The organism is Ligilactobacillus equi DSM 15833 = JCM 10991 (genome assembly GCF_000615765.1).
GTDB classification, from domain to species: Bacteria; Bacillota; Bacilli; order Lactobacillales; family Lactobacillaceae; genus Ligilactobacillus; species Ligilactobacillus equi.
This window is the reverse complement of sequence record NZ_BAMI01000006.1, coordinates 1-25,517: the sequence shown is the minus strand read 5'-3', so window position 1 is coordinate 25,517 and position 25,517 is coordinate 1. Positions and strand designations below refer to the sequence as shown.

The 25,517-nt window shown below is 40.2% G+C and carries 14 protein-coding genes and 7 pseudogenes; 19 read left to right on the top strand and 2 right to left on the bottom strand.

What is annotated here, in order from left to right; translation table 11 throughout:
- Positions 1-12 precede the first annotated feature (12 nt).
- The 17 genes and pseudogenes from dprA (at position 13) to JCM10991_RS02500 (ending at position 20,037) form a co-directional block, all read left to right on the top strand.
- Positions 13-879, top strand: coding sequence for a DNA-processing protein DprA (gene dprA, locus JCM10991_RS02580; protein WP_025020461.1), 867 nt, complete (start codon positions 13-15; stop codon positions 877-879).
- A gap of 128 nt (positions 880-1,007) precedes the next feature.
- Positions 1,008-3,140: a type I DNA topoisomerase gene (gene topA, locus JCM10991_RS02575; protein ID WP_081708768.1), complete on the top strand. Its 2,133-nt coding sequence runs from the start codon at positions 1,008-1,010 to the stop codon at positions 3,138-3,140.
- 21 nt (positions 3,141-3,161) lie between these two features.
- The gene (gene trmFO / locus JCM10991_RS02570; protein ID WP_025020459.1) at positions 3,162-4,484 is read left to right on the top strand and encodes an FADH(2)-oxidizing methylenetetrahydrofolate--tRNA-(uracil(54)-C(5))-methyltransferase TrmFO; all 1,323 of its coding nucleotides are present in this window, start codon (positions 3,162-3,164) and stop codon (positions 4,482-4,484) included.
- Between the two features lie 53 nt (positions 4,485-4,537).
- Complete coding sequence (gene lspA / locus JCM10991_RS02565; RefSeq protein ID WP_025020458.1) at positions 4,538-4,984, top strand: signal peptidase II; 447 nt, start codon at positions 4,538-4,540, stop codon at positions 4,982-4,984.
- A complete protein-coding gene (locus JCM10991_RS02560) occupies positions 4,981-5,895 on the top strand; it encodes an RluA family pseudouridine synthase (RefSeq protein ID WP_025020457.1) in 915 nt (304 codons plus the stop codon). The genes lspA and JCM10991_RS02560 overlap by 4 nt, the downstream gene beginning before the upstream one ends.
- Positions 5,896-6,115: 220 nt before the next feature.
- On the top strand, positions 6,116-6,655 hold the full coding sequence (gene pyrR, locus JCM10991_RS02555; RefSeq protein ID WP_023859411.1) for a bifunctional pyr operon transcriptional regulator/uracil phosphoribosyltransferase PyrR: 540 nt from the start codon (positions 6,116-6,118) through the stop codon (positions 6,653-6,655).
- Positions 6,656-6,782: 127 nt separating this feature from the next.
- Positions 6,783-8,065 (top strand): annotated as a pseudogene (locus JCM10991_RS12310) (uracil-xanthine permease family protein).
- Between the two features lie 13 nt (positions 8,066-8,078).
- Positions 8,079-9,029 (top strand): aspartate carbamoyltransferase catalytic subunit, encoded by a 951-nt coding sequence (locus tag JCM10991_RS02545; protein WP_025020456.1) that lies wholly within the window; start codon positions 8,079-8,081, stop codon positions 9,027-9,029.
- A complete protein-coding gene (gene pyrC / locus JCM10991_RS02540) occupies positions 9,029-10,318 on the top strand; it encodes a dihydroorotase (RefSeq protein WP_025020455.1) in 1,290 nt (429 codons plus the stop codon). The genes JCM10991_RS02545 and pyrC overlap by 1 nt, the downstream gene beginning before the upstream one ends.
- A 223-nt stretch (positions 10,319-10,541) precedes the next feature.
- Positions 10,542-11,405: pseudogene (gene carA / locus JCM10991_RS12305) on the top strand (glutamine-hydrolyzing carbamoyl-phosphate synthase small subunit); the annotation flags it as partial.
- The gene (gene carB, locus JCM10991_RS02530; protein ID WP_023859745.1) at positions 11,398-14,583 is read left to right on the top strand and encodes a carbamoyl-phosphate synthase large subunit; all 3,186 of its coding nucleotides are present in this window, start codon (positions 11,398-11,400) and stop codon (positions 14,581-14,583) included. The pseudogene carA and the gene carB, both read left to right, overlap by 8 nt.
- Positions 14,584-14,598: 15 nt before the next feature.
- A pseudogene (locus JCM10991_RS12300) lies at positions 14,599-15,544 on the top strand (dihydroorotate dehydrogenase).
- A pseudogene (pyrF, locus tag JCM10991_RS12295) lies at positions 15,544-16,252 on the top strand (orotidine-5'-phosphate decarboxylase). Before JCM10991_RS12300 ends, pyrF begins: the two co-directional pseudogenes overlap by 1 nt.
- Positions 16,252-16,870, top strand: a pseudogene (gene pyrE / locus JCM10991_RS12290) (orotate phosphoribosyltransferase). Before pyrF ends, pyrE begins: the two co-directional pseudogenes overlap by 1 nt.
- Before the next feature lie 117 nt (positions 16,871-16,987).
- A complete protein-coding gene (locus tag JCM10991_RS02510; protein ID WP_025020454.1) occupies positions 16,988-18,331 on the top strand; it encodes a TrkH family potassium uptake protein in 1,344 nt (447 codons plus the stop codon).
- A pseudogene (locus JCM10991_RS12285) lies at positions 18,324-19,000 on the top strand (potassium channel family protein). Before JCM10991_RS02510 ends, JCM10991_RS12285 begins: the two are co-directional and overlap by 8 nt.
- 86 nt (positions 19,001-19,086) lie before the next feature.
- Entirely contained in the window at positions 19,087-20,037 is a 951-nt protein-coding gene (locus JCM10991_RS02500; RefSeq protein WP_025020453.1) for a sensor domain-containing diguanylate cyclase, read from the top strand.
- Between the two features lie 488 nt (positions 20,038-20,525).
- Here the strand turns inward: JCM10991_RS02500 and JCM10991_RS02495 are convergent, their stop codons facing one another.
- Both JCM10991_RS02495 and JCM10991_RS14780 read right to left on the bottom strand, forming a co-directional pair.
- The gene (locus tag JCM10991_RS02495) at positions 20,526-20,813 is read right to left on the bottom strand and encodes an IS30 family transposase (RefSeq protein WP_025020452.1); all 288 of its coding nucleotides are present in this window, start codon (positions 20,811-20,813) and stop codon (positions 20,526-20,528) included.
- Positions 20,814-20,884: 71 nt separating this feature from the next.
- Positions 20,885-21,094 (bottom strand): annotated as a pseudogene (locus tag JCM10991_RS14780) (helix-turn-helix domain-containing protein); the annotation flags it as partial.
- Between the two features lie 319 nt (positions 21,095-21,413).
- Here JCM10991_RS14780 and JCM10991_RS02485 point away from each other — a divergent pair.
- Positions 21,414-22,097 carry a L,D-transpeptidase gene (locus tag JCM10991_RS02485; protein WP_025020451.1) on the top strand — a complete coding sequence of 228 codons (684 nt, stop codon included), beginning with the start codon at positions 21,414-21,416 and terminating at the stop codon, positions 22,095-22,097.
- Positions 22,098-22,356: 259 nt separating this feature from the next.
- Positions 22,357-25,517, top strand: a 3,161-nt coding sequence (locus tag JCM10991_RS02480; RefSeq protein WP_025020450.1) for a KxYKxGKxW signal peptide domain-containing protein, incomplete at its 3' end; no start/stop codon positions are given.

Genomic DNA, 25,517 nt, shown 5'->3' with positions numbered 1-25,517 from the left:
GAGGTGAAAAATATGCAAGTAAGAGATTTTTTGGTCCGGGCACATCTAAGTACTGGTTTTAACCAAAATTATATGCAGCGTTTGGTAACTTTTTTGAAAAAGACTCACCACCTTCCTAATCAAGAGGAGATGGAGTTGATTATCAGCAAAATGTCTCCGCAAAAACAAGTCCGCTTTTTAACAGAATTTTATGGATTTGAGTCGCAAAAGCGTTTAGCTGAAAATCGACAGTTTGCGCCTTTTGTAACAATTTTTGATGATAATTATCCGACATTATTAAAAGAATCTAATCAAGCGCCTGCGGTCCTATTTTATCGAGGAAACTTAAGTTTGACGGAAAGTTTTAGTCTGGGTGTTGTTGGCGCCCGTCAAGCTACCAGCTATGGCAAGCAGAGTTTGGAGGAGCTGTTGCCTACGGTAGTTGCGGCCAAAATTACAACGGTTTCGGGTTTGGCGCGGGGAATTGATGGCTTGGCTCATCAAATTACATTAGACTGTGGTGGGCAAACCATTGCGGTAATTGGAACGGGGCTAGATGGCTATTACCCTCGTCAAAATGCTCGACTTCAAGAAATGGTTGCTCAAAAAGGATTGTTGTTAAGTGAATACGGTTTAGGCACGCCTAGTTTACCTTATCATTTTCCTCAAAGAAATCGTATTATTGCTGGTTTGAGTCAGACTTTACTGGTGGTCGAGGCCCAAAAGCGTAGTGGAAGTTTGATTACAGCTAATATGGCCGCTGATGATAATCGTACTGTATTGGCTATTCCAGGCCAAATCACGACAGGTAATTCAGATGGTTGTAATGAATTAATCTTAGCAGGGGCGAAACCGATTTTATCTGCCAAAGATATTTTGGAGGAATACCAAAATTGGTAGGAATTTAGGGATAAATTTAATCTGGAAAAAGTAGTAATAATAGTAGAAAAAATAATTGTGCTTGACAAAGTGACTTTAAATGCAATACGATAAGATGGAATTTTAAGAACAAAAGGAGTTGGGTGACAGTGCCATCCCAAACAGCTGAAAAAAAGAAAACAACGACTAAGAAAAAAGTTACTAAGAGAAAGGTCAAGAAAAACCTTGTGATTGTGGAATCACCATCCAAGGCGAAGACTATTGAAAAATATTTGGGTTCTCGCTATAAAGTGATGGCTTCCATTGGTCACTTACGGGATTTACCTAAGTCAAGCATGGGGATTGATTTTGAAAATAATTATGAACCGCACTATATTTCTATTCGAGGAAAAGGTGACGTTATTAAGGAGTTACGTAAAGAAGCCAAAAAAGCTAACCATGTTTATCTTGCATCTGACCCCGATCGGGAGGGAGAAGCTATTGCTTGGCACTTATCATTTCTTTTAGGTCTTAATCCGGAAGATAAAAATCGGGTGGTTTTCAACGAAATCACCAAAGATGCGGTAAAAAGTGCTTTCAAAGCTCCGCGGGCTATTAATATGGACTTAGTTGATGCTCAACAAGCCCGGCGAGTCTTAGATCGGCTAGTGGGTTATTCTATTTCGCCTTTGCTATGGGCTAAGGTGAAAAAAGGTCTTTCCGCCGGACGGGTGCAATCCATTGCCTTAAACATGATTATTAAGCGTCAAAGAGAGATACAAAATTTTGTGCCTGAGGAATACTGGACGATGGAAGCCGACTTCAAAAAAGGTAAATCTAAGAAATTCGGAGCAACTTTCTATGGTATCAGTAGCCAAAAACAATCTTTAGCTAATTTGAACGATGTCCAAGCAATTTTGGCTAAATTTGATAAGCAAAAACCTTTTAATGTCAAAAATGTGGTTAAAAAGGAACGTAAGCGTCAACCAGCGGCGCCTTTTACGACTTCTACCATGCAACAAACAGCCAACAACACATTGAAATTTAGAACGGCTAAAACTATGATGGTAGCTCAACAACTGTATGAAGGTATTAGCCTAGGAAAAGGGGGACCTGTGGGGTTAATCACTTACATGCGAACGGACTCTACGCGAATTTCAGCGGTGGCTAAACATGAAGCTGCCCAATTTATTCATGACGAATACGGGGAGGAATATGCCGCTATTAAGCCAGTTAAAGGTAAGATGCCGGAAGGAGCCCAAGATGCTCACGAAGCGATTCGTCCGTCTTCAGTTTTGCGGACCCCAGAAAAAGTTGCACCATACCTAGACAAGGACCAATTAAAATTGTACACTTTAATTTGGTCGCGTTTTGTGGCCAGTCAAATGACACCGGCGATTATTGATACGGTTCGGGTTGATTTAGACCAAAATGGGGTAACTTATCGGGCCAATGGTTCTCAACAAAAGTTCCCCGGTTTTACCAAGGTTTACCAAGATGCTAAGCGCAAGGATAATATCTTACCTGACTTAGCCGTTGGAGATGAGGTCTTGATGCAGGCAAATAACCCTAGCCAACACTTCACTTTGCCTCCAGCCCAATACACTGAAGCTTCCTTAATTAAAAATTTGGAAGAAAATGGGGTAGGTCGACCTTCAACTTATGCACCAACTTTGAGTGTAATTCAGAAGCGTTACTATGTGAAACTGGTCAGCCGGAAATTTGAACCAACTGAATTAGGTGAGATTGTTGATCGGATTATGGAAGACTGTTTCCCAGACATTCTCAACATGAACTTCACTGCTGATTTAGAAAATTCTTTAGATGAAATCGAAGATGGTAAGTTGGAATGGATTAAGGTTATCGATGATTTTTACCAGCCATTTGCTAAAGAAGTGACTGCTGCCGATCAAAAGCTAGCGAAGGTTAAGATTAAAGATGAGCCAGCTGGGGTTGATTGTGATATTTGTGGTGCCCCAATGGTGATGAAACTTGGACGCTATGGTAAATTTATTGCTTGTTCTCGCTTTCCTGATTGTCGTAACACTAAGACAATTTCTAAGGAAATTGGGGTTTTATGTCCAACTTGTCATCAAGGTCAAGTGGTGGAAAGAAAATCGAAAAAGAATCGGACCTTTTATGGCTGTGACCGCTATCCTGACTGTGAATTTATTTCCTGGGATAAGCCTGCTGGCCGTGATTGTCCTAAATGTCAGCATTTCTTAATTACTAAAAAAACCAAAAAAGGAATGCAAGTTAAATGTAGTCAATGTGATTACGAAGAAGAAATTCAAACGAATTAATAATTTGAGAGGAAGATGTCTGTGACGACTAAAAGTGTAAACGTGATTGGGGCCGGTTTGGCCGGAAGTGAAGCCGCTTGGCAAATTGCTAATCAAGGGGTGCATGTTAATTTATATGAAATGCGTCCGGTAAAAATGACTCCTGCACACCACACGGAAAATTTTGCTGAAATGGTATGTACGAACTCCATGCGAGCTAATCAATTAACTAATGGAGCCGGACTTTTAAAAGAAGAAATGCGACGCCTGAACTCTATTATTATGCAAGAAGCTGATAGTCATGCCGTACCTGCTGGGGGGGCTTTAGCCGTTGATCGTGATACTTTTTCGGCAGGGGTAACGGAAAAGTTAAAGAATCACCCTAACATTACGGTGATTTCTGAAGAAATTACCGAAATTCCGGAAGATGAGATTACCGTTGTGGCCTCCGGTCCTTTAACTTCTGATGCTTTAGCAGAATCCATCGTTAAGTTTACCGGTGATTCTGGATTATATTTCTACGATGCAGCTGCGCCAATTTTAGCCAAGGATTCCATTGACATGGACAAGGTCTACTTGAAGTCCCGTTACGACAAGGGGGATGCAGCCTACCTTAACTGTCCAATGACTAAAGAAGAATTCGAAGCCTTCTACAATGAATTAGTTAAGGCCGAAATGGCGGAATTAAAGGATTTCGATAAGAATGAAAAGTTCTTTGAGGGATGTATGCCAATTGAAGAAATGGCGCGACGGGGTGAAAAGACTATGTTATTTGGACCTTTGAAGCCGGTTGGTTTAGAAGATCCTAAGACGGGTAAAACTCCTTACGCGGTAGTGCAATTACGTCAAGATAATGCGGTTGGAGATCTATACAACATTGTTGGTTTCCAAACCCACTTGAAGTGGGGTGAACAAAAGCGGGTCTTCTCCATGATTCCTGGTTTGGAAAATGCCCGCATTGTGCGTTATGGGGTAATGCACCGGAACACTTACCTTCGTTCACCAGAAATAATGACGGAAACTTATCAAACTAAAAAGCGCAGTAACCTCTTCTTTGCGGGTCAAATGACTGGGGTGGAAGGTTACGTGGAATCTGCAGCTTCCGGTTTATACGCTGGGATTAATGCGGCCCGTTTAGCTAAGGGGCAAGACCCAGTAGTCTTTCCTGAAAAGACGATGATGGGAGCCATGGCGCACTACATTACCCACGCCTCCAAGTCTAACTTCCAACCAATTAATGCCAACTTCGGGATTGTACCGCGCTTGGATCAAAAAATTCGTGACAAGCGCGAAAGAAATACGCAAGTATCATTACGTGCTTTAGATGTCTTGGAAGCCTTTAAACAAGAAACATTAGAAGCTTAAAAGAGTAAAAGGGGGCTGGCTTACCAGTCTCTTTTTTTGGAAAGGAAGTAGAGATGCTTTTATATTTGTTAATTATGACGGGACTGATTATTGCTGATCAGGGGTTAAAAGCCTATATTGTCAATTATCTAGCCTTGAATACCAGTCAAAGCGTGCTACCGGGAATTTTCTCCTGGGCACATTTGCGTAATTACGGGGCGGCTTGGTCGATGCTGATGGGGCAACAATGGCTTTTTGTAGTTATTTCGCTAGTGTCTTTAGTGGCTTTTAGTTACTTTTTTAAAAAGGAGTATGCTAAAGTCTGGTACCGTTGGTCGTTTACCTTTTTGATTGCCGGGACCATTGGGAATTTTATTGACCGCTTACGCTTCGGTTATGTTGTAGATATGTTTCAATTAGATTTCATAAATTTCCCCATTTTTAATCTGGCTGACGTGGTTTTGACAACGGGGGTTATCTTACTGATAATTGCACTTTTAAGAGATGAGGATGAGGAATGATAGAAGAAAAAATTGTTACGATTGAAAATGAAAGTGGACGTTTAGACAAAGTGGCGGCCCAGATTTTTAGTACCTTGTCACGCTCTCAATTAAAAAAATTGCTAGCTGAAGGTCACCTAACTGTTAACAACCAAGTGGTAAAGGCCAAATACAAGGTACAAGCAGGCGATGTCATTAAGGTTATGATTCCAGAACCGAAGCATTTAGACATTGTGGCCGAAAAGATGGATTTAGATATTGTTTATGAAGATGAGGACGTTTTGGTAGTTAATAAGCCTCAAGGTATGGTGGTGCACCCTGCCCCTGGGCATGAAAGTGGTACTTTGGTTAATGGTTTGTTAGCTCACAGTCCGCTATCGACAATCAATGGAACTTTTCGGCCTGGGATTGTCCATCGTATTGATAAGGATACCTCGGGTTTATTGATGGTAGCTAAAAATGATTTAGCCCACCAGTCCTTAGCACAACAGTTAAAGGAAAAAACAAATTTACGGGAATATTTAGCTTTAGTTCACGGTAATCTGAAAGAAAATGAAGGTACCATTGATGCGCCGATTGGACGACACCCGATTGATCGTAAGAGACAAGCTGTTGTTAAAGATGGTCGGCAAGCGGTGACACACTTCAAGGTACGCGAACGTTTTGGGGATTATACCTTAGTGAGTTGTCGTTTAGAAACTGGTCGGACCCACCAGATTCGGGTGCATATGAAATATATCGGTCATGCTTTGGTTGGTGATCCGGTTTACGGACCCAAGAAAACAATCACGGGTAAAGGCCAGTTTTTACATGCTGCTAAATTAGGTTTCACCCATCCGCGGACGGGCGAATGGTTAGAATTTGAGGCTCCACTTCCGGATGTTTTTGCCCAAACTTTGGATCGATTAGAAAAAAGTTTTAAGAAAATATAAGTAAAGGCTTTTAACAAGCTATTTAGTATCTTGACAATTTTCAATAAAATCGGTAATATAGTGTCAAGCAAATATAAGACCTTTAAAAATAGTCCCGTGAGGCTAGGAAGGTGCGGTTCTAGGGGTGTAGGCTAAGTATACCTATACCTAAATCAAGCCACCAAGACTTACGGAGAAGTTTTGGTGGCTTTTTTGAGGTCGAAAAAGGAGATTTATAAAAATGGCAAAAGAAATTGTAGACGCACTCGCTATGAAGCGAGCTTTAACCCGGATGACTTACGAAATCATCGAAAAGAACAAGGGAATTGAAAATGTTGTTTTAGTTGGGATTAAGACCCGTGGTGTTTACTTGGCTCAAAGAATTGCCGAAAGACTGAAGCAATTAGAAGGTGCTGATATCTCTGTTGGCGAATTAGATATCTCTTTATATCGTGATGACCGTCACACCACAGAATTAAAACAAGAACCTGTCGTGAAAAATGCCCAATTAGATTTTGATATTAATGATAAGCAAGTTATTTTGATTGATGATGTGCTCTTTACGGGTCGGACCATTCGTGCCGCATTAGATGCTTTGATGGATCAGGGGAGACCACAAAAGATTAACTTGGCTGTCTTGGTTGACCGTGGTCATCGCGAATTACCAATTCGGGCGGATTTTGTTGGTAAAAATATTCCTACAGCCATGGATGAACAAGTTTCTGTCTATGTAGAAGAAATTGATGGTAAAGATGGCATCGATTTGAAAAAATTAGCATAAAAATTAAACCACAACCATTTTAATTGACTCCAGAGAGGGCAAAAAGGTTAGGGTTGTTTAAGGCGACCCAAACAAGCAAACCTGGAGGCAAAACGTTTCCAGGTTTTTGTTTTAGAAAGGAAAAATTATGTCAAAGAAAAATAATGAGTTCCGCAATGAAGATGCGGTTTTAGATATTAAAGATCAACCAAGTTTTTGTCACTGGTTAGTTTTATCAGTGCAACACCTCTTCACCATGTTTGGGGCGACCGTGTTAGTGCCACTCTTAGTGGGGATTAACCCAAGTATCGCTTTATTTGCTTCAGGGGTGGGGACCTTAGTTTATATCTTATGTACTAAGGCGCAAATTCCGGCTTACTTAGGTTCTAGTTTTGCCTTTATTGCTACCATGCAAGCTTTAATGAAAAATTATGGTTATCCGGCTGTTGGCCAAGGGCAATTGCTGCGGGGGCAGTTTACTTGCTAGTTTCCTTAATTGTCAGTCGTTTTGGTTCAAACTGGGTTGATAAGGTTTTACCGCCTGTAGTGGTCGGACCTATTATCATTGTAATTGGTTTATCCTTAGCCTCTACGGCTGCCAATGATGCCATGATGAACGGTAACGTTTATGATTTGAAATATTTTGGGGTTGCAATTTTTACCCTGGCAATCACAATTATCTTCAATATGTTCCTCAAAGGTTTTCCAAGTATGATTCCGGTTTTATTAGGAATTGTTTCTGGTTACTTGATGGCTTTAGTCGTTGGTATTGTTGATTTATCTGGAGTTCAAGCAGCTAAGTGGTTCTCTTTACCAGCTTTTAACGTGATGGGTGTTAATTATGATTTTAAATGGTATCCAGCGGCTATTGTTGGGATGGCACCAATTGCCTTGGTCACGATGACTGAACATATGGGGCATGTTATGGTTTTAAACAAATTAACCAAGCGAAACTTTTTTAAGGAACCTGGTTTACACCGGACCTTACTTGGTGATGGGCTTTCGAGTGTAATTGCTGGTTTTGTCGGTGGTCCTCCCACAACTTCTTACGGTGAAAACATTGGGGTTTTAGCTATGACGAAGGTGCACTCTGTTTGGGTTTTAGGTGGGGCTGCCATCTTTGCTATTATTTTCTCCTTTGTTGGAAAAGTTGCGGCGGTGATTCAATCGGTACCATCACCGGTTATCGGAGGGATTTCCTTCCTCTTATTTGGGATGATTGCTGCCAACGGTTTACGAATTTTAATTGATAATAAGATTGATTTTGAACTGAAGCGTAATTTAGTTATCGCCTCAGTTATCTTGGTAGTTGGTATCGGGGGAACTTACCTACAATTAGGTAATTTTCAGTTGACTAGCATTGCTTTAGCCACACTTTTTGGAATTATTTTAAACTTAGTTCTCCCAGAAAAAGCGTTAAGCGAACGTTAGAAAGGAATTCACAATGTCACAAGTAAGTCTCCAACATTTTGTCAACATGGAACAACTAAGTTCTACGGATGTGTTAACGTTAATCAAACGTGCTCAAGCTTTTAAGGCCGGGGCCCCCGTACCGAAGCTGAGCCAGCCGGTTTATTGTGCTAATCTCTTTTTTGAAAATTCGACACGGACCCATACTTCCTTTGAAATGGCGGAAAGAAAGTTGGGACTTACGGTAATTCCCTTCGATACGGCTCATTCCTCGGTCAGCAAGGGTGAAACGTTGTATGACACGGCTTTAACGCTAGGGGCTATCGGTGTTGATTTAACCGTGATTCGCCATAGTCAAAATGATTACTATCAAGACTTACTTGATTTAAAGCCAGAACAACACTTAGAAATGGGAATTATCAATGCGGGGGATGGTTCCGGTCAACACCCATCCCAATCCATGTTAGACCTGATGACAATCTATCATGATTTCGGCTATTTCAGAGATTTAAAAGTCTTGATTGTCGGTGATCTTCTGAATTCACGGGTAGCTCGTAGTAACATGCAGATGTTAAAAAAATTAGGGGCCAAGCTTTATTTCGCTGGTCCGAACTACTGGTTTGACGCCCAGGAATTTGGACAGTACGGTCAAAAAGTGGAAGTGGATCAAGTGATTAATCAAGTTGATGTGGTCATGTTGTTGCGGGTACAACACGAACGTCATGGAGGGTTGGAACAAGTTCAAAATTTTGATGAACATGAGTACAACTACTTATATGGTATGAACCAAAAGCGCTATGATAAGCTGAAAAAAACAGCCATTATTTTACACCCAGGTCCAATTAACCGGGGAGTTGAATGGGATGGTTATTTAGTCGAAGCAGCGAAATCACGCTTTGTCACCCAGATGGAAAATGGGGTTTTCATGAGAATGGCCATGTTAGAAGCCGTCTTGCGTGGCCGTAAATTAGGAGGACTTGCGTAATGAAAACAATTTTAAAGAATGGGTTAGTTTACCAATCAGGGAAGTTAAGTCACCAAGATTTGTTAATTGAAGATGATAAGATAATGGCGCTAGGACAAAATCTTAGTGAATTAATTCCAGAAGCCCGAGTGATTGATGTAACCGATAAGTTAGTGACACCTGGTTTTGTTGATGTCCACGTTCACTATCGTGATCCAGGTTTCACTTATAAAGAAACGATTACGTCAGGTTCCAAGGCGGCCGCTCATGGCGGTTATACGACGGTTTGTGCTATGCCAAATTTGGATCCAGTTCCTGATGATGCTCAAAAAGTTGCTAACATGGTGCAAAGAAACCAAGCTGATGGGGTGGTTCACATCAAGCAATTCGGTTCCATCACCAAAGATTTGGTCAGTGAAGAACTTGTAGATTTTGCAGGCTTGAAAAAAGCGGGAGCCTGGGCTTTCTCCAACGATGGCAAGGGCGTACAAACGGCAGGAGTCATGTATGAAGCTATGCGGGAAGCAAAGCGTTTAGACATGGCTATTGTCGCGCACGTCGAAGATAATTCCTTGCTTTACGGGGGGGTTATGAATGCTGGTAAGCGTGCCGAAGAACTAGGCCTCCCGGGAATTTTAGGGATTAGTGAATCCTCCCAAATCGCGCGCGATCTACTCTTGGCAAAAGAAACGGGTGTTCACTACCATGTGTGCCATTTGTCAACCAAAGAAAGTGTAGAATTAATCCGCATTGCGAAGGCTCATGGTATTAACGTGACCTGTGAAGTGGCTCCACATCACTTGTTGTTAAACGAAGATGATATTCCTGGCAATGATGGTTACTACAAGATGAACCCACCATTGCGAGCTAATGAAGACCAAGACGCCTTGATTGCGGGACTTCTAGACGGAACGATTGATATGATTGCTACCGACCATGCACCGCACTCTATTGATGAAAAAACCGGTGATATGAGGCAAGCGGCTTTTGGAATTACTGGTTCTGAGACCGCTTTCCCCCTCTTATACACTCGTTATGTCAAGACTGGGGTTTTCAAGTTGGAACAACTCTTAGATTGGATGAGTTACAATCCAGCCCAAACTTTTGGTTTTGATCAAGCAGGTATTCTCTTACCTGGACGCCAAGCAGATATTGCGGTCATTAACTTAGATCAAGCAGAAGTTTTGCAAGAAAGTGACTATCTTTCCAAGGGAATCAACACCCCATTTACCGGCCAGACAGTTTGGGCCAACACGGAAATGACCTTTGTCTCAGGTCAACTTGCATATCAAAAGGAGGCCAAAGCCTAATGGAACGTTACTTAATTTTAGATGATGGCACGGTTTTTAAAGGTCAGGGATTCGGGGCTAAAATCGCTACTACCGGGGAAGTGGTTTTCACAACGGGGATGAGCGGTTACCAAGAAGCCATTACCGATCAATCCTATGCTGACCAAATTTTGGTCTTTACTAACCTTTACTCGGAAACTACGGGGTTAATCTCGATGATTACGAATCGCTCCAACCAAATTGTAAAGGGGTGGTTTGTCGTGAAGTGGCTCGAGTGGCAACCAATTGGCGCATGCAAGATAGCTTACCTCATTTCATGGAAGAAATGGGAATTCCCGGAATTTCCGGAATTGATACGCGGGCTTTAACCAAAAAATTACGGTCACGCGGGACTATGAAAGGTGCCATTATTGATGCCACTGATGACTTGGAACATGCTTTTGCTCAACTACATGCTACGGTGCTATCGGATCAATTAGTTGCTAAGGTTTCAACTACGAAGCCTTATCCAAATCCTGGAACGAAGAAGAATATTGTTTTGATTGATTTTGGAGTTAAACACTCTATCTTGCGAGAATTAGCAGCTCGCGATTGTAACACAATTGTTTTACCGTATACTGCGACGGCCCAAGATATTTTGAAACTTCATCCCGATGGGGTTCTTTTATCGAATGGTCCTGGGGATCCAGAAATGATGACAGAGGCTGTAGCGATGGTAGCTGAAATTCAGGAGCATTTACCGGTCTTTGGGATTTGTTTAGGGCACCAAATTTTAGCACGGGCAAATGGGGCCAAGACTTTCAAAATGAAATTTGGTCACCGCGGTTTTAATCATCCAGTTCGGGAAAATGCTACAGGACGGATTATGTTTACCTCCCAAAACCACGGTTACGCAGTTGACCCGGCTTCGATTGACCCGGAAAAATTGATTGTAACTCACACGGAAATTAATGATAACGTGGTCGAAGGGATTAAGCACCGCCACTACCCAGCCTTTTCCGTTCAATTCCACCCAGATGCAGCGCCAGGACCCATGGATGCTGTTGATTTATTCGATGATTTCTTACAGATGATTGATATGAGAAAGGAAGACAAGACAAATGCCTAAACGAACAGATATTCGCAAAATTATGGTGCTTGGTTCAGGGCCAATTATTATCGGGCAAGCTGCGGAATTTGACTATTCCGGCACGCAAGCTTGCATGTCCTTAAGAGAAGAAGGCTACGAAGTTGTTTTGGTCAACTCTAATCCAGCGACTATCATGACTGATAATGAAATTGCTGATAAAGTTTATATCGAACCTTTAACGGTTGAATCTGTATCACGGATTATGCGTCAAGAATTTCCCGATGCGCTTTTGCCAACTTTAGGGGGGCAAATTGCTTTGAACTTGGCGATTGAATTACATGAAACCGGGATTTTAGATGAATTGAATATTCAACTTTTAGGGACGAAATTACAGGCCATTGACCAAGCTGAAGATCGAGAAAAATTTAAGGAATTAATGCAAGCATTAAATGAACCTGTACCACCATCCTTAACGGTTAATACTGAACAAGAGGCAGTTGATTTTGCGCAAGAATGTGGTTACCCCGTAATTGTACGTCCAGCCTTTACTATGGGTGGTACAGGCGGTGGTTTATGTGCTAACGAAGCCCAATTACGTGAAATTGTTGCGAATGGTTTGGAACTCTCACCAGCCACTCAATGTTTAATTGAAAAATCAATTGCAGGTTATAAGGAAATTGAATATGAAGTAATGCGGGATTCTGCTGATAATGCTATGGTAGTTTGTTCCATGGAAAATTTTGATCCTGTGGGGATTCACACTGGGGATTCTATTGTTTTTGCGCCCACACAAACTTTAAGTGATCGTGAATACCAAATGTTGCGGGATTGTTCTCTTAAGTTAATTCGTGCCTTGAAAATTGAGGGAGGCTGTAACGTTCAATTAGCTTTGGATCCTGAAAGTTACAACTACTACGTTATCGAAGTTAACCCACGGGTTTCGCGGTCTTCTGCTTTAGCTTCCAAAGCTACAGGTTACCCAATTGCCAAGTTAGCAGCTAAAATTGCCGTCGGTTTAACTTTAGATGAAATTAAAAACCCGGTTACGGGGACTACTTATGCTATGTTCGAACCTGCCTTGGACTATGTGGTTGCTAAGATTCCGCGCTGGCCTTTTGACAAGTTCTCCAAGGCTGACCGTCACTTAGGGACGCAAATGAAAGCAACAGGGGAAGTTATGGCTTTAGGGCGCAACGCTGAAGAAGCCTTGAACAAGGCGATTCGTTCCTTAGAAATTGATGAAAAAGACCTCTTAGGTCACGACTTACGCAATGTGAGTGATCAAGTGGTTGAAGAAAAGTTACTCAAAGTGCAAGATGACCGTATCTTCTACTTAGCTGAGGCTTTCCGCCGTGGTTATAGTTTAGAAGAGTTACATGAAATGACCAAAATTAACCTTTATTACTTAGATATTGTTAAGCATTTGACAGAATTAGAGGTTGAAATTTGCCGTTCTCCGCAGGATGAAACTATGCTACGATTGGCTAAGTATTATGGCTTTTCAGATTACACAATTGCCAAATTATGGAATGTCAGTGAAGATGAAGTTCGCCAAGTCCGTAAAGCAGCCAAAATTTTACCAACGTACAAGATGGTGGATACATGTGCGGCGGAATTTAAATCAGCTACACCATACTTCTATTCGACTTATGATACTGAAAATGAATCACTCAAGTCTGACAAAAAGTCCGTGATTGTTTTAGGTTCTGGTCCGATTCGGATTGGGCAAGGGGTGGAATTTGATTACGCTACGGTGCACTCAGTAAAAGCCTTACAAAAATTAGGCTATGAAGCCATTGTCATTAACTCCAATCCCGAAACAGTTTCGACTGACTTCTCAGTTTCTGATAAGCTTTACTTTGAACCTTTGACCCTAGAGGATGTTTTAAATGTCATTGATTTAGAACAACCTGAAGGGGTTATTGTCCAGTTTGGGGGCCAAACAGCTATTAATTTAGCTGCAGGCTTAGAAGCCCATGGTGTCAAAGTACTTGGAACAACCGTAGCCGACTTAGACCGTGCTGAAGACCGGGAGTTATTCGATCAAGTTATCAAATCATTAAATTTAAAACAACCAATTGGAAAGACCGCGACGACTCGTCAAGAGGTTATTCAACATGCAACTGATATTGGCTATCCAGTTTTGGTTCGTCCTTCTTACGTTTTAGGGGGGCGGGCCATGGAAATTGTCTACAACCAAGAAGAACTTGAAGAATACCTGGACTTAAATGAACCTGCCGCTGTTGACCACCCAATTTTGGTTGATTCCTATCTCGAAGGGATGGAAGGGGAAGTTGATGCTATCTGTGATGGGACTGACGTCTTATTACCAGGAATTATGGAACATATCGAGCGCGCTGGGGTGCACTCCGGGGATTCCATGGCGGTTTACCCACCACAACACTTTAGTCAAAATGTGATTGACCAAATTGTCTCTACTACGCAAAAATTAGCTGTCGCCTTAAACTGCCGGGGAATTATGAATATTCAATTTATTATCCACCAAGGTGACGCTTATGTCTTGGAAGTTAACCCACGGGCTAGTCGGACGGTACCATTCTTAAGTAAGATTACCAGTGTTGAAATGGCGCAAGTTGCTACGCGGGTGATTATGGGGCAAAGTCTCAAGGAACAAGGATTCCAAAGCGGTCTTTACCGGCAAAGTAATAGCATTCATGTCAAAGCACCGGTCTTTTCCTTTAGTAAGTTGACCGATGTTGACAGTCTTTTAGGACCAGAAATGAAGTCAACTGGGGAAGTTATGGGGACTGATCACACCTTCGCCAAAGCACTCTATAAGGCCTTTGCAGGGGCTAATATGTCCATGCCTGAATACGGTAGCCTCTTGTTAACTGTTGAAGATCAGGATAAAGAAGAACTCTTGCCTTTGGCGAGCCGTTTTGCCAAAATTGGTTACCGGCTCTTTGCGACTGCCGGCACGGCCAAGTACTTGCAAGATTATGGTTTACACGTTGAAGAAGTAGCTAAGGTCCATGAAACAAATGGTCAGGCTATGCCAATTCTCGACACCATTACTGAAGATGTTGTAGATGCGGTGATTAATACCATGGGTCACGATTTAGAAGCTAACTCAGACGGTTATATTATTCGCCAAACGGCAATAGAGCACAATGTACCAGTTCTAACTTCTCTAAATACTGTGGAAGCTATGGTGACAGCTTTAGAAAATCGTTCCTTTGCCACGAATGCTTTATAAGAAAGGACAGATGAGATGACGGCTTTAAATGTAAAATTACCTGGCTTAGAGTTGAAAAATCCTGTGATGCCAGCCAGTGGGACCTTTGGTTTTGGCGATGATGCTTCTAGTAAGATGTATTCTTTAGATCGTTTAGGAGCTGTCGTGGTAAAAACGACAACCTTAGAAGAACGCCTTGGTAATCCTAATCCTAAAATCGGTTTAGTCCGCGATGGTGCCATGAATGCTGTTGGTTTGCAAAATCCTGGTGTTGAAGCGGTGATTGCTAAGAAATTACCGGCTTTACGTGCCAAATATCCTCATTTACCGATTGTTGGTTCCGTTGGTGGATCTAGTGTCGAAGATACGTTACCGTGGCGCAAAAACTAAGCAACAGTGGTCTAGTTAATGCTTTAGAACTCAATATTTCTTGTCCAAATGTACATGAGGGGGGCATGGAATTTGGGACGGTACCAGAAGTGGCGCAAAAAGTAACTGCTGCAGTCAAGGCGGTCTCCAAGGTTCCCGTCTACGTAAAGCTCTCACCTAATGTGACGGATATTGTGGCGATTGCTAAAGCGGTGGCAGCTGGGGGTGCCGATGGTTTAACCATGATTAACACTATCTTAGGAATGCACATTGATGTTGAAAGTGGCAAGCCTAATTTAGGTAATATCATGGGAGGTTACTCCGGCGCTGCCGTCAAGCCTGTGGCCATTCGTATGATTTACCAAGTTAGCCAAGTAGTTGACTTACCAATCATTGGAGTTGGGGGTATTGAATCTGTGGATAATATCATTGAAATGTTTTTAGCTGGGGCCAGTGCTGTTCAAATCGGTTCCGCTCACTTTAAAGATCCCATGATTTGTCCTCACTTAATTGATCAATTACCTGCCGCCTTAAAGAATTGGGTTATGATAGCATTGCGGATCTTCAAGCTAAAGCCAAAGCACGGCGACCATTTCAACGGGGGGATTACTAGTGGATATTACGAAACCTATTATTGCTTTGGATTTTCCAGGTGTACAGGAAGCACGGGAATTTTTACAAAAGTTTCCTAAAGACGAACAACTATTTGTCAAGATTGGTATGGAGCTCTTTTACGGGGCCGGTCCTGATTTGGTACGTGAGGTCAAAGCATTGGGCATGATGTTTTCTTGGACCTTAAGTGTCATGATATTCCACATACGGTGGGCCAAACCATGAAGGTTCTGGGAAAACTAGGAGTTGATTTGACCAATGTTCATGCGGCCGGAGGCTATGAGATGATGCAAGCTGCTAAAGAAGGCTTCTAGATGGCGCGGCCGGTTTACAAGTGCCACGTCTGATTGCGGTAACACAGTTGACTTCCTCATCACCTAAAATGGTAGCTGAAGAACAAAAAAGTGCTTTGAGCCTGCAAGCAAGTGTTTTAAACTATGCCCAATTGACTCGAACAGCAGGCTTGGATGGAGTGGTTTGTTCCGCTCACGAAGCTAAGCTAATCCGAGAAGCTACTGACCCAGATTTCTTACGCGTCACGCCGGGGATTCGTTTGGCTAATGATGCCTTAGATGATCAAAAGCGGGTAATGACTCCAGGTCAAGCCAAGTTAAACCAGGCTTCAGCCATTGTGGTTGGACGTAGTATTACTAAAGCTGCGGATCCTTACCAAACATATCGCCAAATTAAGAAAGAGTGGAATCAATAATGCAAATAATCGCCAAAAGTTTATTAGATATTAAAGCTGTCAAATTATCACCGCAAGAACTTTACTTGGGCTTCGGGAATTAAGAGTCCTATTTACTGTGACAACCGTTTAACGATTTCTTATCCTGAAGTTAGAAAAGCGATTGCCAAGGGTTTAGCTCAAGTTATTAAGGAAAAGTGGCCTCAAGTTGAAGTTATTGCCGGAACTGCTACGGCAGGCATTCCTCATGCTGCCTGGATTGCTCAAGAATTAGATTTACCGATGGTTTATGTCCGCAGTAAGCCCAAGGACCATGGAACTGGCCGGCAGATTGAAGGGGTATTAAAGCCTGGTCAGAAGACGATTTTGATTGATGACTTAATTTCAACGGGTGGCTCAGTCCTCCAAGCTGTTGCGGCTGCACGTAAAGAAGATGCCGATGTTATCGGGGTTGCCGGTATCTTCTCCTATCAATTACCCGCAGCCGATGAAAATTTTGCCCAAGCTGGGGTAGAATTTACGACTTTAACCGGTTACCAAGAATTAATAAAGGCAGCCATTGAAGCGAACTATATTAGTGCGGATCAAGAAGAAGTCTTAGAACAGTGGCGTCAAGATCCGGCGGCTTGGCTTAAATAAAAGATATTGGGAGATACGATAGGTGGTGTAGCCTATCGTATTTTTTATACAATTTAAGCAGTTTGAAAATGATAATATGTTATAATTGAGGAAAATTAATGAAATGAGGCGAGAAAAGTGCTTGAAATTGGGAAATGGAAAATTTCCTTTCCAAAATTTTTAACCGGTGGTTTTATCGTCATCGCTTTGATAGGGACTACTCTTTTGATGTTGCCGATTGCGACTACCTCGGGGAAGAGTGCGGGTTTTATGACGGCTTTTTTCACCGCAACCAGCGCGACCTGTGTGACAGGACTCGCTATTGTAAATCCGGCGACTTATTGGTCGCTTTTCGGGCAAACGGTGCTCTTATTTTTAATTGAAATTGGTGGTTTGGGCTTCATGTCTTTTGCTGTACTAGGTTTCATGTTAGCCCGCCAAAGAATTGGGGTTTCAACTAAACTACTCACCCAAGAATCTTTGAGTTTGAAAAGTGCCTCCCAGTTTGATGTCGTCTATTTGGTTTTACGGATGTCTTTTTTGATTCAATTGATGGGAGTTTTGCTACTGTTAATTGATTTTTGGCCTCGCTATGGTTTTGCTAAGGGGTTATGGTTTAGTATTTTTCATGCGGTTTCGGCCTTTTGTAATGCTGGTATTGACTTGTTTGGTAATAGCCTCCAAGATTTTGCTACTGATACTTATCTCTTAGTGGTTTTTGCCTTGTTAATTTTAGCGGGTTCTTTTGGTTTTTTAGTTACCAAGGATTTGTTAGCCTATCCTCGCAAGAAGAAACTATCGTTACACACGCGATTATCCTTGACTACAGGTTTAGTCCTTTTTGGGGTTTCTGTGCTTACTTACTTCATTACGGAGAATAACTTGGCTCAGTTTGCAAATCGCTTGGATTTTAAAGACCGGATATTTAATACCATTTTTATGGCAATTACACCACGGACGGCTGGTTTAGTGGCTTTACCTTATAATAATATTAGTGCGGCTGGTTTAAGTTTTACTGCTATCTTGATGTTTATTGGGGGAACACCAGGTTCAACGGCCGGAGGAATTAAAACTACGACGGTTGGTTTGTTAGCGATGCAAAGTATAGCTACTTTACGGGGAAAAGCCGAAACGACTTTTGCTCATCGGCGCTTTACTATGGAAAATATTAACCGTGCTTTAACATTGATTTTTGTGTCCCTAACCTTGATGTTTTTAGCGGTTTTGATTTTAACCAAAACTCAAACTTTGCCAGAACATGATCAGCTCCAATTAGTAGTTTTTGAAGTCATGGCAGCTTTTGGTACTAGTGGAATTTCTTTAGGAATTACGGAAAATCTTAATGTTTTGGGGCAGGCTATTATTATGTTTTTAATGTTTATCGGACGGGTTGGTCTATATACCGTGATGTACTCTATCTTTAATGCTAAACCACAACAAAAGACATATCACTATCCAGAGGAGGAGATTATGATTGGCTAAAGAAAGTTATGCCGTAATTGGTTGGGACAATTTGGTACAGCTATTTGTGAAAGCTTATTGGAAGCTGGGCAGGATGTTTTAATTGTCGATCACAATGAAGAAGTTATTAATGACTTTGCAGGTAAAGTTTTACGGGCTGTGATTGCTGATGCGGAAGATGAGGAAGCTTTGCGTGATTTATCTATTGGTGATTTTGATCACGTGTATATTTCCATCGGACGTAATGTTGAAGCTAGTATCATGGCGACTCTAATTGTCAAAGAACTTGGGGCTAAACATATTATTTCTCGGGCAGAAAACGAACGTCACGCCAAAGTTTTAGATCGAATTGGAGCAGATTTAGTTGTCCGACCGGAAAAAGATATTGCTGAAAGAATTGTTTACCAACAACTTCATCCTAATATTACTAACTATTTGCAATTAAGTAAGATGCTGACTTTGGCTGATGTGGTGGTACGTAATAAGGACTTTTTTTATAAGACTCTGGAGCAGTTAGACCTAACCAACCGTTTTGGTGTCAATGTCATTTTAATTATTAGTCGCGATGAAAAGCGGGTTAACCAGCGACCTCACGCTCAAGATGTAATCCATCCATATGACCGTATTACAGTAGTTGGTAGAATTGAAAATATTGAACGATTAGAAGAATATTTAAAAAAAGGAAAGTAAAAGCATACGTCAACGTAATTTATTTATGTTAAAATAATCTTAAAAGTTATAGATTGAAGAAATTGAAATCAAGGTGGGATTTGTGTATGCATGAATTAGAAAAGAAGGTGGGCCTCGGGGATAAAAACCGGAGCTTGGAGCTAACAGAGAGCATTCGCCTTGAATGGCAGTCGATTGTTGATTTACTAGCTGAGATTGCAGGGGTTAAGGCTGCCTTGATTAAAAGGCTAAACTACAATGGATTGGAAAATATCATTGTTAATACAGGGGGAGATGAATATTATCAAGTTGGCAGTATTGTTCAACCGATTAACAATAATGTTTATTGCCAAAAGGTAATTGAAGAGGATGCGGCAGTTGAAATTGTGGATGCTAATCAGGATGAAATTTGGCGGCATTCTTCAGGGGCTAAGAAGGGACTGACTAACTATTATGGTCTTCCAATTCACAATCCAGAAGGTCAAATTTATGGGACTGTGTGCGTTTTAGATGATAAGTCTGAGCCTATTAGTCCTGAAGTTAAGGAGTTTATTGCTAAGACTGCTAAGATGATTGAAGGTAACCTTGGAATCTTGAAGATGGGAATCACTGATGGTTTAACTGGGGTTTATAATCGTCGTTCCATGGATGAAACCATGGAGATTTTAACCAGTAATTTGATGCCAGCCGATATTATGTTAATTGATGTTGACCACTTTAAAGAGTTCAACGACCATTATGGGCATTTGACTGGAGACAAAATTCTTAAAGAGGTTGTTGTCACCATGAAGGATTGTTTACCCCAAGAATCTCTGATTTTCCGTTATGGGGGAGATGAATTTTTTGTGATTTGTTTACCAACTAGTCGAGAAATTAAGGCACAAGCTGCCCAAAATTTGATTAATCAGGTTCATGAAATTAAAGCACCTCGACAACTTACTATAAGTGTAGGGATTGCGGAGATTGCTGAATGTCAAGATGCTAAGAAAGTTTTTGAACAAGTTGATGAAGCTTTGTATCGTGCAAAAAATAAGGCACGTAATACTTATTCATTTTAAGTACAGGGCTGTTGTGTGTGGCAAAATAGCCCAAATTTTTATGAAATAGTGGAAATTTTTCATTGTTACAATGGAATTTTCACTATTTTTTTGTTATTGACGGTATTACATTATTCTGATATTAAGGGATTAGCGATATGATATGAAAGATTAGTGAAGAAAAAAGTTAACTTTTGCTAGGGGGATGAATAGATGTCGTAAGGTTATCAGGGGGGAATTATTATGAAAAAATGACAGTACTTTACAACTTTTTGATTAAAAATTTAAAATAAAACTCAAACTGCAAATATAAGTTAGCTACTTTATCTCAAAAAGCTACTTCTTGATTCTAAGGAGTAAGTCATTGACTGCATCTTCTACGAATTGAATGTAATCATCAGTATATGATGAAATGGCAGTGCTTTTATGGATAAATCGTCTAATAATACGAATTACATTCTCATTTGAACAGTGTATGGAGTCGCATAATAAGTGTTACTGTGAACTTATTAAAGGCGTGAAAATTCTAGTCCGTTATCTGAGGTTAAAGACTTGAAAATCTGATAGAACACTTTTTCACCCATACTAGATTTCAACTCTTCGAGTTTCTTATTAACGGATTCAGAACTCTTATCTTTGATACGAAAAATCATAGTATAGCGAGATAAACGGTCAGTTAAGACTATTAAAATGTTGTCCATAGAGTCTTTCTTGCCAACGACAGTATCAATTTCAAAGTGTCCAATTTCAGAACGACTGTTAATGTAAGCAGGACGTTCATTAATACTGCGCCCCAATACACGTTTTCAGGAAAAGACCAATAAATAGATTTTCTTCCACATTGCGATTTATTAGATGCATAATGAATTTATCCAACTTCTGCGTAATATTGTTCGTTGTAATAGAGGTATTCTTTACCATTAGCTTTCTTTTGTATCTGCTTAGTGGTTTTTACCCATCCACGCTTAACCTTATTATTAATGGTTTGAGGGTCCCTATTGAACTTCTTAGCGATTTGACGATTAGATAAGCCCATTCCTTTGTAGGCTTGAATTTGTTCACGTTCTTGAATCGTTAAATGAGTTCCTTTTTAAAGGTGATTTATTACAATTTGTGCAATGTCATAAGTACTTTACCGTGCCTTTCATTTGTTTTATTTGGTTATTTTATGATAACACGGTAAATGCTTATGGCATTTTTTATATTTTAGGTGGCTAACTTAATTTTACAGTTTGCCACCTAAAATATAAAAAATAACCTTGTTGCTGAAATGGCGACAAGGTTATTTGTGATTAGAGTATAATCAATTTGATATTTTGTAAGCGAAACTTAAAAAACAATTGCTTGAAAATGGGGTACAATATAGCTTGTAAAAATAATTGAAAGGGAACTTTTTGATGAGCAGACTAATAAAATTTATTTTGGTAGGATTCTTAGTCTTTGCCATGTTTGAAAGCTATCAATTGATGGATGGTAATAATAGTTCTGTACAAGCTATCAAGGAAGAAAAGGTTGAGGTAACATCGTCTTCTACATCGTCAGCGCGAGCTAGCTCAAGCTCCCGAAATGTGACTAGTGTAACAAAAAAATCTAGGTCCTCAACGATGCGCACCCCCATCAATTGGCGTTTATCCTCAGAAACTAAGGACTATCCCAATGTTAGACAACTCAAAAATTTTTGGGTGAAAGTATCAATTTCTAAAAATCGTACTTATTTGATGGATGGTGACAAAGTTGTTTACACTATGTATTCATCTGCGGGGCAATATAGCAAAAATAGTAATGGTAAAATGGTTAGCGATACTCCTACAGGTACCTTTTATGTACAACAAGAGCGTGGTAATTCATTTTATAACTCTGAGTTAAATGAAGGTGCCAATTACTGGGTTTCTTGGTTGAATCACGGCGAGTACCTTTTCCATAGTGTACCGACTAATAGTGATGGTTCCTATAATGAAACTGAGGCCAAGAAACTTGGCGTGCAACCAGCTTCTCATGGTTGTGTACGCCTTTCGGTGGCTGATGCTAGGTGGATGATGGAAAACTTAACAGTTGGAACTAAGATTGTTGTTCAAGACTAGAATAAAAGTTATTTCAACGACTCGCGAAAAATTACTATGCTCAATAATTTCTAATCAATTTAAGAATCGGAGCTTGGATTCTTAAATTGATTTTTTTGGTTGTGTACAAAAATTTGTGTTTATACAAAATTTTAACCTCAATATTTTTAACCTCAATATCTTGTATATATTTGTAAAAAAGTTATATAATAAAGAGAATATGTTGAGCGTAATGAAATGATGCAAGGTCAAAAAGTTTTATAGAAAGAAGTTTTATCGTATGAAAAAGAAAAAATTTTTCACCGATTATCAGGAAACTGATCGAAAAGTACGTGCTAAAATGTATAAAGCAGGGAAACACTGGGTACGTGTTTTACTAAGTCAAATTGGGCTGATTAGGGTAGTAACACCTATTAATCAAGATACCAAAAAAATTGTAGTTGATACACAAGGAGAAGTTAAAAAGATTAAAAATATCGCACTCAGAAGTATTACTACAGCTGGATTAATTACTGGTGGTACATTAGTAGCGTCAGTTATGACTGCTCAAGCCGATCAAACGGGTCTAGTTGAGAAAAATCAAATTCAGTTAAGTTCAACTTCTGAAAGTGATTTAACAAGCGAAAGTCAAGCGAGTCATTCTGAATCTACCAGTATTTCAGATACCATAAGTAATAGTGGTAGTCAGTCAATGATTCAAGGTAATAGTCAAGTATCAACACCGCAGGTCATTAACCATACTCATATTTACTCAACAGCGTTGGTTGATGACGGTGGTAGTGTATCATTTTCAGAAAGAATGATGGCAGAATCGGTTAGTACATCTACATCTGTAAGTGAACATGAAGAACAAAGAAATTCCCAATCAATGAGTGCTAGGAAATCTAAATCAGAATTGCTGGAACAATTAGATTTTAACTCACGTTCTGCTTCTGAAAGTAATCGAGATTTCATGTCAATTTTGAGTTCTCAGTCTGTGAGTACTTCTGAGTACGAAAGTTCTTTAGACAATGAAGAAATATCTCAATCGACCAGTGCATCCTGGAGCAGTAGTGATTCGTTGTCCTTAGAGGCTTCCATGTCACAAAGTGCGGTTGAATTAAGTCAATCTCTGAGTCAAAGTGAGGCAGATTATCAATCAATAAAGCAATCCGGTTCCCGCTTAGTTTCTGAATCTCTCTCAAATTCTTTAAAGACTTCCGAATCAACTAGTATTTATCGAGCTAGTAATGCATCCTTGAGTACGATTGATTCTATGAATTCTCTTTACCAAAGTCAAGAGGCAAGTAAAGGGTTCAAAGTTGTCTCTAATGGCAATATTTTAGGTAATGCCTATAGCGCTTACCGCAGTCATATGTTGAGTAATATTCAAGGATATTTAAATCCTGATACCCATACTGTAACCTGGAAAGCAACTTATGATGCAGTTACAGGTTTTAAGTATTTCGGCTTTTATGTTAACAGCATGTCCGGTTTAGATAAGGCGACAACAATTACAATTACCAATGCTAAAACAGGAGAAGTCCTAGCTTCTTATGATGTAGCTAGCTCACAAAATAACCTGAAAAACATTGATGATATGTACACAACTATGGAAATCAATAGTAAAACAGGTCAAGCTGAACGAAAAAATTTAGGATATACAACAACTGTTAGAAATGACAGCGTGGCGGCACAATTTGCGGGACGTTATTGGGGAAACGCATTCTCAACGACAGACAAAATTAATATGTCTGATGGCTTAGTAGTAACTTTCACAACCACAATTCCAGATACTAATGTGGCTAGTATGGCTGATATTTTTAATAATGTGGTGGTAGAATGCCAAGCAGGTTATGCCGATTTTCCTAATGTACAGGCTACAACTGGTCGAGAAAATGGTGGTGCTAGTCCAAGTGGTTTGAGTGCGATTATGGCCAGACCAGCTGATTTGGATGCTAATGCCTTTGTGAATGCAGAATCAGAAGAAATTTCAGTGGCAATCAGCCAATCTACAGTTGATTCACAATTTGAATTAGAAAATAGTCAATTACAATCGGTTGAAAACTTAAGTACTAGTCTGAGAGAAAGTCTACAAACATCGCAGGAGGATTCTTACGAAAATAGCCTATCACTTTCAATTTTAGTGAGCGATTCTGTTTTTGACTCAGTACGCTTATCGAATTCAGAAAGTACTTCTAAACATGAGAGTCGTTTGAATTCACGACAGACCTCCTTGCAAGAAAGCCAGGCATACTCACAATTGATTAGTAACAGTACCGAGGACTCTTTAGTAACTTCAAAGCAGAAACTTGATTCATTTAGTGAATCGTTGAGTGAAAGTGTAGAAGATTCACAAGTACAAAGTCAAAGTGTTGCACAAGCAAGGTTAGTAAGTATGAGTCGTATTGAAAGCCAATTTGCTTCACATAAAGCTTCTTTATCACAGAGTAACTTAACCAAAGAAAGTCTTTCTCGATTTGAAAGTCAGTCGCTTTCTGCAGTTGAAAGTTTGAGTCAATTACACTCAATGCAAACTTTTCAAAGTTTATTAGCTTCCAAAAGTATCAGTGAATTAGCGGAGGTGAATGCAAGCGCAGCTCAAAGTGCCATAGAATCAGGCTCTTTAAGTTTATTAAATTATCAAAGACAAAGTAGTAGCCAATCTGTAAGTGAAGCTATTGTCGAAAGCGTAAGCCAAAGTACTTCACTTTCTGAAAAGCAAGTGAGTCAATCGGTATCTGAATTAGACAGATTAAGTGTCTCGATAAATGAATCATTACGTCAAAGTCAGTCTATTAGTGATTTAATAAGTCAGTCTCAAAGTGTAGCAACAAGCAAATCTGAAAGTAAGCATCTTTCACTTTCACAAGCTACATCAACAAGTGAGTCAGTTAAAATTTCTAATAGTCTTTCACATAGTGTGTCAGTATGGCATTCAATCAGTTTGAGCCAATCTATTAGTCAAGCGGATAGTTTGGCAGTCTCACATAGCCAATTTATAAGTACCAAGATGAGCATTACACATAGTAAAAGTGTATCTCAACAACAGTCAACGTGGGAAAGAATTTTGACTTCACGCTCTATAAGTATTTCAATTACTAGTTCACAAAATGAATCTACGCAACTCTCTCAAAGTACATCCTTAAGTGAGAAATATTCGCTAGCAACTTCGGTTTCGAAGTCAAACTCAGTAGCAGCTTCTGAATTTCAAGCTGAGATTATTAAGAAAAATACCAAATTTTCTAAAGCTGCAAGTATTTCAGCTTCTCAAAGTCAACATGAAGCAAGTATAAGTGCATCTGAGTCAACGAGTGCAAGCACATCCTCATCAACAAGTACGAGCGGTTCAGTTTTAACGAGCGTAAGTACATCCTCATCAACAAGTATGAGTGGTTCAGTTTCGATGAGCGCAAGCACATCAGGATCAACAAGTACGAGTGACTCAGCTTCGAAGAGTGC

What these genes read in the sequence shown, in the direction of transcription:
- carB (WP_023859745.1), top strand. Translation starts at nt 11,398, where the DNA reads ATGCCTAAACGAACAGATATTCGCAAAATTATGGTGCTTGGTTCAGGG.
- JCM10991_RS02485 (WP_025020451.1), top strand. Translation starts at nt 21,414, where the DNA reads ATGAGCAGACTAATAAAATTTATTTTGGTAGGATTCTTAGTCTTTGCC.
- pyrC (WP_025020455.1), top strand. Translation starts at nt 9,029, where the DNA reads ATGAAAACAATTTTAAAGAATGGGTTAGTTTACCAATCAGGGAAGTTA.
- JCM10991_RS02500 (WP_025020453.1), top strand. Translation starts at nt 19,087, where the DNA reads ATGCATGAATTAGAAAAGAAGGTGGGCCTCGGGGATAAAAACCGGAGC.
- JCM10991_RS02560 (WP_025020457.1), top strand. Translation starts at nt 4,981, where the DNA reads ATGATAGAAGAAAAAATTGTTACGATTGAAAATGAAAGTGGACGTTTA.
- pyrR (WP_023859411.1), top strand. Translation starts at nt 6,116, where the DNA reads ATGGCAAAAGAAATTGTAGACGCACTCGCTATGAAGCGAGCTTTAACC.
- JCM10991_RS02545 (WP_025020456.1), top strand. Translation starts at nt 8,079, where the DNA reads ATGTCACAAGTAAGTCTCCAACATTTTGTCAACATGGAACAACTAAGT.
- lspA (WP_025020458.1), top strand. Translation starts at nt 4,538, where the DNA reads ATGCTTTTATATTTGTTAATTATGACGGGACTGATTATTGCTGATCAG.
- dprA (WP_025020461.1), top strand. Translation starts at nt 13, where the DNA reads ATGCAAGTAAGAGATTTTTTGGTCCGGGCACATCTAAGTACTGGTTTT.